Source organism: Hoeflea sp. BAL378 (genome assembly GCF_000759435.1).
GTDB lineage: Bacteria > Pseudomonadota > Alphaproteobacteria > Rhizobiales > Rhizobiaceae > Hoeflea.
In genome coordinates, this window is record NZ_JRJG01000078.1 from 1 (window position 1) to 13,154 (window position 13,154).

A 13,154-nucleotide genomic window follows, 5' to 3' on the forward strand; every position below is an offset into this window, starting at 1 on the left:
CCTCGTCGCCGCGCACCGGGTCGGCGACCGCGGCGACGCCCGCGGCCAGCACCGCCGGATGACGCATCAAGGTCGATTCGACCTCGACCGCGGCGATGTTCTCGCCCGAGCGGCGGATCACGTTCTTCTTGCGGTCGACGAAGAACATCGAGCCGTCGTCCTCGCGGCGGACGATGTCGCCGGTGTGAAACCAGCCTTCGGCCCAGGCTTCCTCGGTCGCCTCCGGGTTCTTGAAATAGCCCGCGAAAAAGCCGTGGCGCGGGTCGGCGCCCTTGTGGCGCACCAGCAATTCGCCGGGGCCGTTCGGGCTGTCATGGCCGTCGGCGTCGACAATCCGCACGTCCAGGTCCGGACCCGGCTTGCCCAGGCAGCTCTCGCCCACCCGGCGCGGAAGCTGGTTGGCGCAGATCACCGCGCCTGCGCCGGTTTCCGTCATCGCCCAGGCCTCGACCAGCGGAAAGCCGAAGCGCTCTTCGAAGCCCGCATGCAGTCTCGGGTCGACGCCCGCGCCGAACCCGAAGCGGACGGAATGATCGCGGTCGCTGTCGCTTGCGGGCGCGCCCATCAGCATCGACGGCATGACGCCGAGATAATGCAGGCACGTGGCCCGGCTCTGGGCCACGCTGCGCCACCAGCTCGACGGGTGGAACCGGTCGAGCACGGTGAGGCAGCCGCCGACGGCGACCATCGCCATGAAGGAATAGGCCATGGCGTTCATGTGGAAGACCGGCAGCGGCGTGATCATCCGCTCGCCGCTCTCGCCCAAGTCGCACAGGCCCCCCGCGCCGGCGTACCAGCGCCCGGCCTCGAGGAAATAGGTGTTGGTCAGGATGCAGCCCTTGGGGCTGCCGGTGGTGCCGGAGGTGTAGAGCAGCGCCGCCTCCATCGCCTCGCCGCCGAGCGGCACGCCCGCCGGATCGGTCCGGAGCGCCACTGGCCCCGCCGTTCCGGGCCCGGGCAGCGGATCGCCGGGGGCGATGACCGCGACCGACAGGCCGGCCTCGCGCGCCGCCGCGGCAAGGTCTTCGCAGCGGCCGGCAAGGCCCACGATCAGCGACGGCTCGGAATGCCCCGCCATATAGGTGAGCTCGGCATGCCTGAGATCGGGATTGACCGGCACCACCGAGGCGCCGATGCGGTTGAGCGCGATCAGCCAGACGAAGAAATCCGGCCGGTTTTCCATGAGCAGCATCACCCGGAAACCCGGGCCGTAGCCTTTGGCGAGCAGCGCCTCCGCCAGGTCCGAAGCCCGGTCCCGCACCGCGCCATAGCGTCTCTCGCCGGGATCGATGCCGTAGATGGCGGCCGTCTCGGCCAGCACGTTGAACACCGGCCGGTCCGGATACCGGGCGGCCGTGGCGGCGAAGGCCTGCCAGATCGTCTCGATGCCGGGTTCGATCATGGCAGAAGCTGGATGTTGCGGAAGGCCGCGTCGCAGTTGAGGATGTCGACGCGCTTGTTGGCGATCCGCAAGGCCCCATCGACCAGGGCGAGTTCATGCCTGGCGGTGAGCGCCAGCAGGGTCTGCTCGTCGAGCCGGGTTTCGACATAATGCATGAAGGTCGTCGTCACATAAGTGCCCGCCGCCTCGTCCATGGCGTCGACGAAGGGCCGCTGGATGACGTGGTGACAGCGGCTCTTCGGCTTCTGCGAGAAGGTCCGTGCCCCGTTCAACCGCTCGACCCTGAGCTTGAGCATGAACAGGTCCTCATACATCAGCGAGGTGACGCTGAACGGATCGGTCTGCTTGTAGTCGAGCGGCATCCAGTAATGCCCGTCCTTGAGCCACAGCGCCAGCCACTCGTCGTAGCGGCCCTCGTCGAGCATGCGGACCTCATCATAGATGAAGTCGATGAGCTGGTCCTTCGAGATCGTCATTCCGCCGCCTCCTGAACGCCGTCCATGTCGCAGGTCATGAACTTGACCCAGGCATCGAACTGGTTGCGCATCTGCCGCTCGGTCGTGCCGTTCTCGACCGCCTCGTGCGAGAAATCCTCGCCCGGCTCGTAAAGCCTCTGGATATTGACCCATTCCAGGCCGTTGACATGCAGCCCTTCCTGGGCGCGTTCGTACATTTCCAGATCGTCATGGCCGACGATCGAGGTCGGCGCGTTGATCATCCGGTTGTACATGGCCGTGCGTGCGGTCAGCTCCTCCGGCCCGTCGACCAGCCGGTAGATGTAGCTTTCGACGATGGTCCTGTCGGCCGCCAGCGGAATGAACACCCTGAGCTGCTGGATCGGTCCCTTGATCATGATGTTGGGGAAATAGACCGTGTTGTGCCGGTTCTCGCCAAGGATCGCCTTGGCTTTCTCCTCGCCATAGCTTTCGACCATCTTGTCCATGTAGCCCGGGATTTCGGAATAATTGGAGTGGATCGAGTGGTGCACCCCGGTGTGCCCGTGGCCGTTGGGCCAGGTGCGGATCCCCATCTTCTCGAAGAACTCGTAGGGCGAGGTGAAGGGCGCGATGATCTCCATGGCCGGCGGCAGCGGCGTGCCTTCGGGCATGTCGAGCTCCTTCCACAGCTTCACCGCCGTGCCGGCCGAGCTTTCATGCGCCACCATCGGATGGCAGGTGTCGGTCTGGTTCTCGACCAGCATTTTCCAGTTGCAATGGTGCAGGTACCTGAGCGGCGGCCCGGCCACCTCCAGCCGGCCCGCGGGCGAGCGGTCGACCATGTTGTCGATCGACGACAGCGAGCCGCCGAAGAACTCCTCGAAGGAAATCCCGGTCTCGGCCAGGCGGCAGAAGATGAAGCCGCGATAGTTCTTGACCGCGCCGACCGCGCGCATGCCCTTGGCGCTGTCGGAGTTTTCGAAGCCGGTGTTCTCGTAGCCCTTCTTGAGCGGGATCGCCAGCAGGCAGCCATCGGTCTTGAACGACCAGGCATGATAGGGGCAGCGGAAGAACTTGCCGGTGTTGCCGGCCCGGTCGATGACGATCTTGGTGCCCTTGTGCGGACAGCGGTTGAACAGCACATGGACTTCGCCGTCGCTGTGGCGCACCTGGATCACCGGCTGGTCGCCGACCTGGGTGGAGAAATAGTCCCCCTTCTCCGGCGTCTGGCTCTCGTGGCCGACGAACACCCAGGCATTGGCGAACAGATGCCGCATCTCGAGCTGGTAGAGCTCCTGATCGATATAGACATCGCGGTGGACCTCGTAGCCGCGGTGAAGCGCTTTGATCGCCGCCGGATTCTGTGCGTAACGTCCCATCGTTTCCTCCCTAAAGATCCAGCACCAGGCGGGCGGATTTCGCCCGGCTCACGCAGATCTGCATGACCTTGCCCTCGGCCTTCTCGCTCTCGCTCAACACCACGTCGCGGTGATCGGCAATGCCTTCGATGATGTCGGTCTGGCAGATGCCGCAATCGCCGCGCCGGCAGTCATGCACCAGGTCGACGCCGCCCTCCTCGAGCACGTCGATGATCGATCTGCCCGGCGGCACGGTGAAGACCTGCCCGCTCGACTTGAGCTCGACCTCGAATGCGGTGTCGCCGGATTGCCCGGCCGCCGAGGTGAACAGTTCGAAATGCACCCGGTCGGCGGCGATTCCGTCCGCCTCTGCTCTGGATTTCACCGCCTCGATCAGGCCCTTCGGTCCGCAGACATAGATGTGCTCGTCCGCGGCCGCTTCGGCCAGAAGCCGTCCGAGATCGAGCGCGGTGTCCGGCTGGTCGTCGAAATGCAGCGACGCCAGCTCGCCGAACGCGGCCTCGATCTCGCTGCGATAGGCCATCGCCGCCTCAGTGCGCGCGGCATAGTGGAACCGGAACGGCGTTCCCGCCTGCCTTAGCGCCGCCGCCATCGAGATCACCGGCGTGACGCCGATGCCGCCCGCGATCAGCAGCGCGGGCTTGCCCGGCGCCAGCGGAAAATCATTGTGCGGGGCCAAAGCCTGCACCTGGTCGCCAGGCATAAGCCCGTGCATGAACCGCGATCCGCCGCCGCCGTCCTTCTCGAGCTGGACCGCGAAACGGTACTGCGCAGCCCCGTCGGGGGCGGCGCCGGCGTCGAAATCGACCAGCGAATAGCAGCGCTCCCCCTCGGCCAGCAGGAACCTGACATGGGCGCCCGGCGTGAAGCCCGCAAGCGCCGCACCGCCGCCGGCCTCGAACACAAGCTCGCGCACGGCGTCGGTCAGCATGCGTGCTGAGGCGACTTTCAATGTGACCGGTTCGACCAATTCAGCGTCCTCCCATGCAAGAAACATGAATTTTCATATATTTCTTGTCAAGAGGTTTTTGTTGAAGATACATTCGGGGGATGCGATGAAATCTCCCGGCAGCGCCCGCGGGTTCGGATGAACCGGCAAAGGCCGCAGCCAGGCTTGAGCTGATGCGGAACCCGGATGAACACGAAAACCAACGGCCACCAGGACCCCTTCGTCCCCAATTACCTTCTGTATCTGCTGGCCGCAGCCAGCGAGGCCGCGAGCGCGCGCTTCCATTCCCATGTCCGCGCGCAGGGCCTGCGCGTGCCCGAATGGCGCGTGCTCGCCTGCCTTACCGATTGGGACGGCTCGATGGTGACCGAACTGGCGCGCTACGCCATGATCGAGCAGTCGCGGCTCACCAAGATCATCATCCAGATGGACCGGCGCGGCCTGGTGATGCGGCGCAGCGATCCCGAGGACGGCCGCCGCGTGCGGGTGTTCCTGACCGAGGACGGCCGCGGCATCGCCAACGCGCTGGTCGCCGACGCCAAGGCCAATGAGCGCGAGCTGCTCAACGCCTTCCAGGGCAACACCGGCAAGGAAATCAAGCAGACATTGCGCGCAATGATCGAGCGGCTGGAATCCGATTCGGCCGCGGCGGCCTTGCAGCCGGCCATCCGGCCGGCCGAGGTCCGGCCGGATCCCTGAAAAAAGAGGGATACATGATATTGCATGTTTTTATATGATAATGCATGTTTCTTGTGTCGTGGCCGAAACTCGATCAATGTCTGGCCACCACTCACCGGGAGGAAGCGCATGAAAAAGTTTGGGACCTTATTCGCAAGCACGGTCTTGGCGGTCGGATTTTCCGTCTCCGCCATGGCTGCCGACATCAACCTGACCATCTCAAGCTGGCTGCCGCCGTCGCATCCGATCAACACCGACATGCTGCAAGGCCTTATCGGCATGATGGAAGAAGCGACCGACGGCAAGGTCAGCGGCGAAATCAAGATGGGCCTCGCGCCGCCGCCGGCGCAGATGGACCTGATCCTCGACGGCGCCGCCGACATCACCATCATTTTCAACGGCTACCAGCCGGGACGCTTCATCGCCACCAAGCTGATCGAACTTCCGGGCTACGAGGGCAACGCCGAAGCCGCGTCCGTCGCCTACTGGCAGGTGCATGAGAAGTACCTGGCCAAGCTCGACGAGTTCAAGGGCACCAAGGTCATCGCGCTCACCACCCACGGCCCCGGCCAGATCCACTCCAACAAACCGGTCAACACCCTGGCCGACCTGAATGGGCTCAAGACCCGCCTGGGCGGCGGCGTCTCCGCCGATGTCGGCGCCGAGCTCGGCCTGATCGGCATCCAGGTGCCCGCGCCGAAGGTGTACGAGACCCTGTCGTCGGGCGCCGCCGATGCGGTGGCGATGAACATGGGAGAGCGCCTGAGCTTCAAGCTCAACGAAGTCGCCAAGAACGTCTATGAAATGCCCGGCGGCTTCTACCGCGGCGCCTTCGCCGTGCTGATGAGCGAGGACAAGTTCAATTCGCTGCCCGACGATGTGAAGGCCGCGCTCGAGGAAAAGGTCTTCGGCGAGACCGCGTCCAAGATGATGGGCGCCGCCTGGGACAAGAGCGACGAGGTCGCGCGCGAGGCCACCATGGCCGCGGGCGACAACAAGATCGTCACCGCCAGCGCGGAAGACCAGGCCACGTTCGGCGAAATGGCCGCGCGCGTTCGCACCAAGGTGCTGGCCGAGATCTCGGCGCTCGGCATCGATGCCGACGCCGCCCACGAGATGGTGGCGTCCACCATGGCGTCCTACGGCAAATAAGCCCGTGCGGGGGCACGGCCGAGCCCTGCCCCCGCGCACCCGCCCGCAAGGAGCCCCTCATGAAATCCATCGCCAGATTGCTGCACCGGCTGTCGGAACTGCCGATGCTCCTTGCCGCGGTCACCCTGTTCGTGCTGATGGTGCTGACATTCGCCGATGTCATCATGCGCTCGACCTTCTCCGCGCCGATCGAGGCTGCGACCGAACTCACCCGCATGGCGATCGCCATCATCGTGTTTGCAGCCCTCCCGGTCGTCTCGGGCCGGGCCGAGCACATCGTCGTCGACCTGCTCGACCCCCTGTTCCGCCGCGCCGGCGTCGAGCGCATCCTCGACGGCCTCACAACGCTCGTCTGCGGCGTGCTGCTGGTCTGGCCGGCGATGCGCTCCTTCGATCTCGCCGACCGCGCCCGCAGCTACGGCGATCTGACCGAATACCTGGCGATCCCGGTCTACTACATCACCTGGTTCATCGCCTTCATGACGCTGGTCACCGCGGTCACCATGGCGTTGCGCGGACTGGTCATCCTGTTCAAGCCCGACCTGCTCCGAGGCGCACATGATTGAATCCCTCATCGGTTTTGCCGCAGTGCTGCTGCTGGTGCTGCTGCGCATGCCCATCGCCTTCGCCATGGCCATCGTCGGCATGGTCGGCATGGCCTACGAGACCAGTTTCGTGGCGGCGATCTCGCTGGTCTCGCGGCTGATCATCGACACCAGCCAGGATTATGGATTGTCGGTGGTGCCGCTGTTCATCCTCATGGGCCTGTTCGTCAACAAGGGCGGCATCAGCCGCGAACTCTACCAGGTCTCCAACGCCTTCCTGGGCCATTTCCGCGGCGGCCTGGCGATGGCCACGATCGCCGCCTGCGGCGGATTTGCCGCCATCTGCGGCTCGTCGCTCGCCACCGCCGCCACCATGTCCAAGGTGGTGATGCCGGAGATGCGCAAGCATGGCTATTCGGACGAACTCTCCTCCGCCTCCATCGCCGCGGGCGGCACGCTGGGCATCCTCATCCCGCCCTCGGTCATCCTGGTGATCTACGGCCTGCTCACCGAAACCTCGATCGGCAAGCTGTTCATCGCCGGCATCATTCCCGGCATCCTCGGCATCGTCTTCTATCTGGTCGCGGTGCAGATCTCGGTGTTCCGCGATCCGGCCGCAGGCCCCGCCGGGCGGCGCTTCAGCCTGGCCGAAAAGCTCGACGCCCTGCGCGGCGTCTGGTCGGTGCTGCTCCTGTTCTTCCTGGTCATCGGCGGGCTCTACGGCGCGCTCGACTTCTGGCCGATCCACCTCACCTTCTCGCCCACCGAAGCCGCCGGCATGGGCGCCATGGGCGCCTTCCTGATCGCGCTCTTCCGCGGCACCCTGACGGTGCGCGAAACGATCACGGTTCTCAAGGAAACAGCGACCACCACAGCGCAACTGTTCAGCGTCCTCATCGGCGCCTGGATCTTCTCCAACTTCGTCAACTATGCCGGCCTGCCCGAAGGCCTCAAGGACATGATCGTCGGCGCCGACCTGTCGCCCTGGCTGGTGATGACCGTCATCATCCTGATCTATGTCGCGCTCGGCTGCGTGTTCGAGAGCCTGTCGATGCTGCTGTTGACCGTGCCGATCTTCTTCCCGATCGTCACCGGTCTCGGCTTCGATCCGGTCTGGTTCGGCATCGTCGTCGTCGTCGTGACCGAGATCAGCCTGATCACCCCACCCGTCGGCCTCAATGTCTTCATCCTCAAGAGCGTGGTGGGAGACATTTCGGTCGGCACCATCTTCAGGGGCGTCACGCCCTTCTGGATGATGGACATCGTCCGGCTGATCATCCTGGTGCTGTTTCCCTGGCTCGTGCTGGTCCTGCCTTCGCAGATGTAACGTCGCTTTTCCGGCCATGAAAGCAGGGGACCGCCCGGCGCGCGGCGGTCCCCGAGCAACGCCGTGACTTGACGCGGCGTCGGGTTCGCCGTATTTTCTGAGCAATTGCTCAAAATTCAGGTGACCCATGAACCGCCCAGTTTCCCATCGCGATATTTCCGTCCCCGAGAGCTGGGACCGGTGCGGCCTGCCCGGCTGGACCTATCACAGCGCCGCCTTCCTGGAGCTCGAGAAGCGGGAGCTGTTCCGCAAGCACTGGCAGATCGCCTGCCATGTCTCCGACCTGCCGGAGACCGGCGACTACCTCGCCTTCGACATGTGCGGCGAGCGCGCGCTCATCCTGCGCGGCCAGGACGGCGAGGTGCGCGCCTTTCACAACATGTGCCGCCACCGCGGCGCCCGCGTCGTGGCCGAGGAGAAGGGCTCCTGCAAGGGGGCGCTGGTCTGCCCCTTCCACGGCTGGGTCTACAATCTCGACGGCACGCTGCGCGGCGCTGCCCGGCCGAAATCCTTCCCCGAACTCGACAAGGTCGAGTTCGGCCTGCAGCCGCTCGAAGCGGAGATCTGGAACGGCTTCGTCTTCGTCCGCTTCGAGAAGGGTCCGCAGGGCGCGGTCGCCGATCTGTTCGCGCCCTTCGCCGAGGAGATCGCCCATTTCGACATCGCCGACATGGTGCCCGCCGGCGAGATCTGGACCATGGTGTCCGAGGTCAACTGGAAATCGGTGCGCGACGTCGACAATGAGGGCTACCACGTGGCGCTGGCGCATCCGGCGCTGCAGGATCTCTATGGCCGCTCCTATTTCGACGAGCCCTTTGTCAACGGCGTGTCGCGCTCCTATGCCGAATGCAACGAGAACGGCCGGCGCTGGAGCGTGCGCAACTACCTCAAGGCCATGCAGCCGCGCCCCGGCATGCCGGACTATCTCAAGCGCGCCTGGGTCTATTACGGCCTGTTCCCCAACGCGGTGATCGCCGCGACGCCGGAATCGGTGCAGTTCTACCTGGAGTTTCCGCTGTCGACGGGCCAGACCCTGCTGCGCGGCTCGATCTACCGCTACCGCGACGAGACCCGGCAGCAGAGGGTCGCCCGCAAGCTCGCCGCCCGCATCGACTACGAGACCATGGGCGAGGACGTGCGGCTGACCGAATGGTCGAACGAGGCGATGAATTCGAGCGCCTTCAAGGGCTTCTATCTCTCGGACCTCGAATACGGCGTGCGCAGCCATCACGACCATCTGCGCGCGGTGCTGCCGGTGAGCACGCTCGACGAGCGCCCGCACGAGGACGACATCGCAAGGCTCAACGCGGAGATGGCGACCGGCGGCTGATCGTCGTTCCCCGGGAGAATCGGGGCTGGCGGCGGACGCCGGGAACCTGAAGAATACCGGTTTTCCATGCGGGAAGCCTCCGGCGACCGGCCGCAACGGGGCTTCTGTGCCAGACCGCCCCAGTCATGACCTCACTGCGAGGTGGATGGCGGCTTCAGGAGGGACTCCACGAACCCCCTGGAACGCTCCATGAATTCGCGTTCCGTCTCTGACGCCGGAGGTATGGTCGCAAGATAGGCATCGACCGCCCCTCTGATGCGGCTGCGCACGGCAGGCTCGGTCAGGCTCGTCTGGTCGATGAGAACGCGCAGCGCCGTCTCGATGGCGAGAAGCCGGGCGCCGTGCCCTACATTCTCGGGGTCAGGCATCGTGATCTTCCTTTTCAGGTCTGAAACCTTTTCGGTGATTCCGTTCGACACGGATCCGCAAGAGGTTAATTCTCCTCCGCTCGGGACGCAAATCCGCCGTCCGCCGATCATGCCATCCGCGGACCGGGCAGGTCTGGCTCCGGCAAGCTGCCCGAACGACATGCGCCCTCAGCCGTTCCAGACGCCCTCGGCGCGCAGGTCGCGCATGGTGCGCGAAATCCCCTCGTGCAGGATGCCGGCCATCGTGTCGATCTGCGCCCGCGTGATGACCAGCGGCGGCGACATCACGCACATATGCACGAGCGGCCTGAGCAGCAGCCCCAGTTCCTGGCAATGCCTGTCGATCCGCACGCCCACTTCGGTGTCGAGCCGGATCGGATTGTGGCTGTCGCGGTCGGCCACGCATTCGATGCAGGCCATCAGCCCCATGCCGCGCACCTCGCCCACCAGCTCCAACTCCTCGAGCGCCTTCAGCTTCTCGTGGAAATAGGGCGTGATCTCGCGGGTATGGTCCAAGAGCCCGCCTTCCAGGATGTCGAGGTTCTTGAGCGCCACCGCGCAGCCGATCGGGTGGCTGGAATAGGTGAGCCCATGGGCATACATCGCCTCGGGATGATTCGACGCGCGCAGGCTGGTGAGCAGCCGGTCCGACACCACCATGCCGCCGAGCGGGAAATAGCCCGAGGTCACGCCCTTGGCGAAGGTGATGATATCCGGCACCACGTCGAAACAGGCCTCCGAGGCGAACACATGGCCGAGCCGTCCGAAGGCGGTCACCACCTCGTCGGCGATGAATAGGATGTCGTTCTCGGTGCAGATCTCGCGGATCGCCTTGAAATAGCCCTCCGGAGGCACGATCACGCCGCCCGACGCCATGATCGGCTCGCCGACGAAGGCCGCGATGGTCTCCGCGCCATGCTCGGCCACGGCGTCCCTGAATTCCTGCACCAGATGGTCGCGGAAGGCATCGACGCTCATGTCCTTCGGACGCCGGAACGGATCCGGGCACGACAGCCGGATCATCATCTCGTCGGCGAAGTCCATCCAGTTGCGCGACCGCTGGCTGCCGTTCAGGCTGGCCGAGAGATAGGTGCTGCCGTGATAGCCGCCGTCGCGGCAGATGAACTTCTTCTTGCCCTCGAGCCCGCGGACATTGTTGTAGTACTGGGCGAACCTGAGCGCGCTTTCCACCGCCGTGGATCCGCCGGTGGTGAAGAACACGTGGTTGAGATCGCCCGGCGCATGATCGGCGATGCGCCGCGCCAGCTCCGCCGAGGGTTCGTTGGAGGTGTACCAGGGCGAATTGTAGGACAGTTCCATCGCCTGCTCGCGCAGCGTGTCGGCCAGGGCCTGGTTGCGGTGGCCGACATTGGTGCACCACATGCCGGCCGGCCCGTCGATCAGCTTGCGGCCCTTGTCGTCATGGACGTAGATCCCCTCGCCTTCCCCCAGCATGCCGCGCGCTTCCGCCCCGATCGAGCCCGCCGACGGCCACGGCTGGACCAGGTGGTTCACCGCGTCCTGGGTGGCTTTCTTGTAGAGAAGGGCTTGGGTATCGGGCATGACGACAGTTTCCTGAAATGGACGAAGAAGGCCGGATTTCAACGGCTCCGGAGTGCCATCGCTACGAGTTATTGAATGGCTGTTCAGTCAATTTGGCAGAAATACGGCTTGCATTCAACTCTCTTTTGGCCTCCAATTGCCCTCGACTTGCCCAGGGTCCGGTCGGAGACAACCGGCAAAGACGGCAAGCTCCTGCAAGCCGGCCCGGGAACGCCGGCTCACACGGTCACGGTGAGGAAAACGCCATTGGAGACATCCGCCCCCACGATGCCCGCCGAGCGCGCCGCAGGCCTGGCGCCTGTCACGCGGTTCCTGCGCACGGAGACGGGCAAGGGCTGGCTCACCATCTCGCCGCCGCTCATCTACGCCATGCTGCTGTTGATCGGGCCGATCATCGTCATCGTCGCCAACAGCTTCTGGTCGCAGGACTATCTCACCATCGACCGCACCTTCACGCTCGAGAACTACAGGGCGGCGCTGACCGAGCCGATCTACCGCGACCTCTTGATGCGCTCGCTGTTCGTCTCGGTCACCGTCGCCTTCGTCACCGTCATCCTCGCCTATCCGGTGGCCTGGTTCGTGTCCTTTCACGGCGGGCGCTACAAGGGCCTGTGGCTGTTCATCATCACGGTTCCCTTCTGGTCGGGCTACCTGCTGCGGATCCTGTCGTGGAAGGTGATCCTCGGCTACAAGGGCGTGCTCAACGAGACCCTGCTCTATCTCGGCGTCATCGCCGAGCCGCTGAGTTCACTCATCTACAATGTCAACGCCGTCGTCATCACGCTGGCCCACAGTTGGGCGGCCTTCGCCATCCTGCCGCTGTTCGTCTCGCTCGAGAAGCTCGACCGCTCGCTGCTCGAGGCCGCGGCCGATCTCGGCGACGGCCCGGTGCGCCGGTTCCTCAGGATCACGCTGCCGCTGACCATGCCCGGCATCATCGCCGCGCTGATGATCGTCATGATCCCGACCGTCGGCGACTATGTCACGCCCAAGCTCGTCGGCGGCAAGGACGGCGTCATGATCGCCAACGCCATCCAGGTGCAGTTCGGCAAGGCGTCGAACTGGCCGCTGGGTGCCGCACTCGCGGTCAGCACCATGGTCATCGTCTCGATGGTCGCCGGCGCCATCGTGCTGCTGCTGGCCGGTCTGAAAAGGCTGCTCAAATGAGCGCGCTCTCCGCCTCCCGGCGCATCCTGTCCGCCTATGTGATCCTCTACGTGGCGATCCTCTATTTCCCGGTGCTGCTGCTGCCGGTGTTCTCCTTCAACGATTCGGCCACGCCGAAGCTGCCTTTGGCGGGCTTCACCTTCAAATGGTACGAGAGCCTCGCCGGCAACGCGGCCATGCAGGGGGCGGCCTGGAACTCGCTGGTCGTCGGCGTCAGCGCCGCGGTGCTCAGCACTGTCCTGGGCATCTGCGCCGCCCGCGCCATCACCCGCCACCGCTTCCGCGGCCTGGGGGCGGCGAGCAGCCTGATCATGGCGCCGCTGATCCTGCCCGAAATCATCATCGCCATCTCGCTGCTGGTGGTCATGCTCGGGCTCGGGCTGCAACTGTCGCTGGTCACCGTGATCCTCGGGCATCTGCTCATCTGCGTGCCCTATTCGGTCACCGTGCTGGTCTCGGGCTTCGAGGGCTTCGATCCGAGCATGGAGGAGGCCTCGCGCGACCTTGGCGAGACCTCCTTCGGCACGCTGAGGCGGGTGACGCTGCCGATGCTGGCGCCGTCGATCGTCTCGAGCCTGCTGGTCACCTTCACCATTTCGCTGGACGAGTTCATTCTCGCCTTTTTCCTGAGCGGCACCGAGCCGACGCTGCCGGTCTATATCTGGGGCCAGTTGCGCTTCGCGGCGAAGCTTCCGAACGTGCTGGCGCTCGGATCCATCCTGATTGCCGCCTCGCTGATACTGCTCACCGCCGCCGAACTGTTCCGCCGCCGAGCCGAACGCAAGATGGAGCTCCGCCCATGAGGTTTGACACGACGCGCCCTGCCGACACGGCCAACGGGACGGGGGAAGCATGAG

At 65.0% G+C, this 13,154-nt stretch carries 13 protein-coding genes; 7 read left to right on the forward strand and 6 right to left on the reverse strand.

Annotation, left to right across the window (positions count from 1 at the left end; genetic code table 11):
- The 4 genes from LL06_RS16680 to LL06_RS16695 all read right to left on the reverse strand — a co-directional run.
- On the reverse strand, nucleotides 1-1,402 hold a 1,402-nt coding region (locus tag LL06_RS16680; RefSeq protein ID WP_035529400.1), incomplete at its 3' end, for an AMP-binding protein.
- Nucleotides 1,399-1,878: an aromatic-ring-hydroxylating dioxygenase subunit beta gene (locus tag LL06_RS16685; protein ID WP_035529403.1), complete on the reverse strand. Its 480-nt coding sequence runs from the start codon at nucleotides 1,876-1,878 to the stop codon at nucleotides 1,399-1,401. The genes LL06_RS16680 and LL06_RS16685, both read right to left, overlap by 4 nt.
- Nucleotides 1,875-3,218, reverse strand: a complete 1,344-nt coding sequence (locus LL06_RS16690) for an aromatic ring-hydroxylating dioxygenase subunit alpha (protein ID WP_035529405.1) — start codon at nucleotides 3,216-3,218, stop codon at nucleotides 1,875-1,877. The genes LL06_RS16685 and LL06_RS16690 overlap by 4 nt, the downstream gene beginning before the upstream one ends.
- A 10-nt stretch (nucleotides 3,219-3,228) precedes the next feature.
- Nucleotides 3,229-4,215: a PDR/VanB family oxidoreductase gene (locus tag LL06_RS16695; RefSeq protein WP_244447163.1), complete on the reverse strand. Its 987-nt coding sequence runs from the start codon at nucleotides 4,213-4,215 to the stop codon at nucleotides 3,229-3,231.
- A gap of 138 nt (nucleotides 4,216-4,353) precedes the next feature.
- Between LL06_RS16695 and LL06_RS16700 the strand changes: the two genes are divergently transcribed.
- From LL06_RS16700 to LL06_RS16720, 5 genes are all read left to right on the forward strand, one after another.
- A complete protein-coding gene (locus tag LL06_RS16700; protein ID WP_052161660.1) occupies nucleotides 4,354-4,866 on the forward strand; it encodes a MarR family winged helix-turn-helix transcriptional regulator in 513 nt (170 codons plus the stop codon).
- Between the two features lie 108 nt (nucleotides 4,867-4,974).
- On the forward strand, nucleotides 4,975-5,997 hold the full coding sequence (locus LL06_RS16705) for a TRAP transporter substrate-binding protein (RefSeq protein WP_035529408.1): 1,023 nt from the start codon (nucleotides 4,975-4,977) through the stop codon (nucleotides 5,995-5,997).
- Between the two features lie 59 nt (nucleotides 5,998-6,056).
- Entirely contained in the window at nucleotides 6,057-6,563 is a 507-nt protein-coding gene (locus LL06_RS16710; RefSeq protein WP_035529411.1) for a TRAP transporter small permease subunit, read from the forward strand.
- Nucleotides 6,556-7,869: a TRAP transporter large permease gene (locus LL06_RS16715; protein WP_035529415.1), complete on the forward strand. Its 1,314-nt coding sequence runs from the start codon at nucleotides 6,556-6,558 to the stop codon at nucleotides 7,867-7,869. Before LL06_RS16710 ends, LL06_RS16715 begins: the two co-directional genes overlap by 8 nt.
- Nucleotides 7,870-7,996: 127 nt before the next feature.
- Complete coding sequence (locus tag LL06_RS16720) at nucleotides 7,997-9,199, forward strand: aromatic ring-hydroxylating dioxygenase subunit alpha (RefSeq protein WP_035529417.1); 1,203 nt, start codon at nucleotides 7,997-7,999, stop codon at nucleotides 9,197-9,199.
- Nucleotides 9,200-9,330: 131 nt separating this feature from the next.
- Here the strand turns inward: LL06_RS16720 and LL06_RS16725 are convergent, their stop codons facing one another.
- Both LL06_RS16725 and LL06_RS16730 read right to left on the reverse strand, forming a co-directional pair.
- Nucleotides 9,331-9,567, reverse strand: a complete 237-nt coding sequence (locus LL06_RS16725; protein WP_152599648.1) for a hypothetical protein — start codon at nucleotides 9,565-9,567, stop codon at nucleotides 9,331-9,333.
- Nucleotides 9,568-9,735: 168 nt separating this feature from the next.
- Complete coding sequence (locus LL06_RS16730; protein WP_035529422.1) at nucleotides 9,736-11,130, reverse strand: aminotransferase; 1,395 nt, start codon at nucleotides 11,128-11,130, stop codon at nucleotides 9,736-9,738.
- A 267-nt stretch (nucleotides 11,131-11,397) separates the two neighbouring features.
- On the opposite strand from LL06_RS16730, the gene LL06_RS16735 reads away from it, so the two are divergent.
- Nucleotides 11,398-12,297, forward strand: a complete 900-nt coding sequence (locus LL06_RS16735) for an ABC transporter permease (RefSeq protein ID WP_052161661.1) — start codon at nucleotides 11,398-11,400, stop codon at nucleotides 12,295-12,297.
- Nucleotides 12,294-13,100 carry an ABC transporter permease gene (locus LL06_RS16740; protein WP_035529425.1) on the forward strand — a complete coding sequence of 269 codons (807 nt, stop codon included), beginning with the start codon at nucleotides 12,294-12,296 and terminating at the stop codon, nucleotides 13,098-13,100. The genes LL06_RS16735 and LL06_RS16740 overlap by 4 nt, the downstream gene beginning before the upstream one ends.
- Nucleotides 13,101-13,154: the final 54 nt, after the last annotated feature.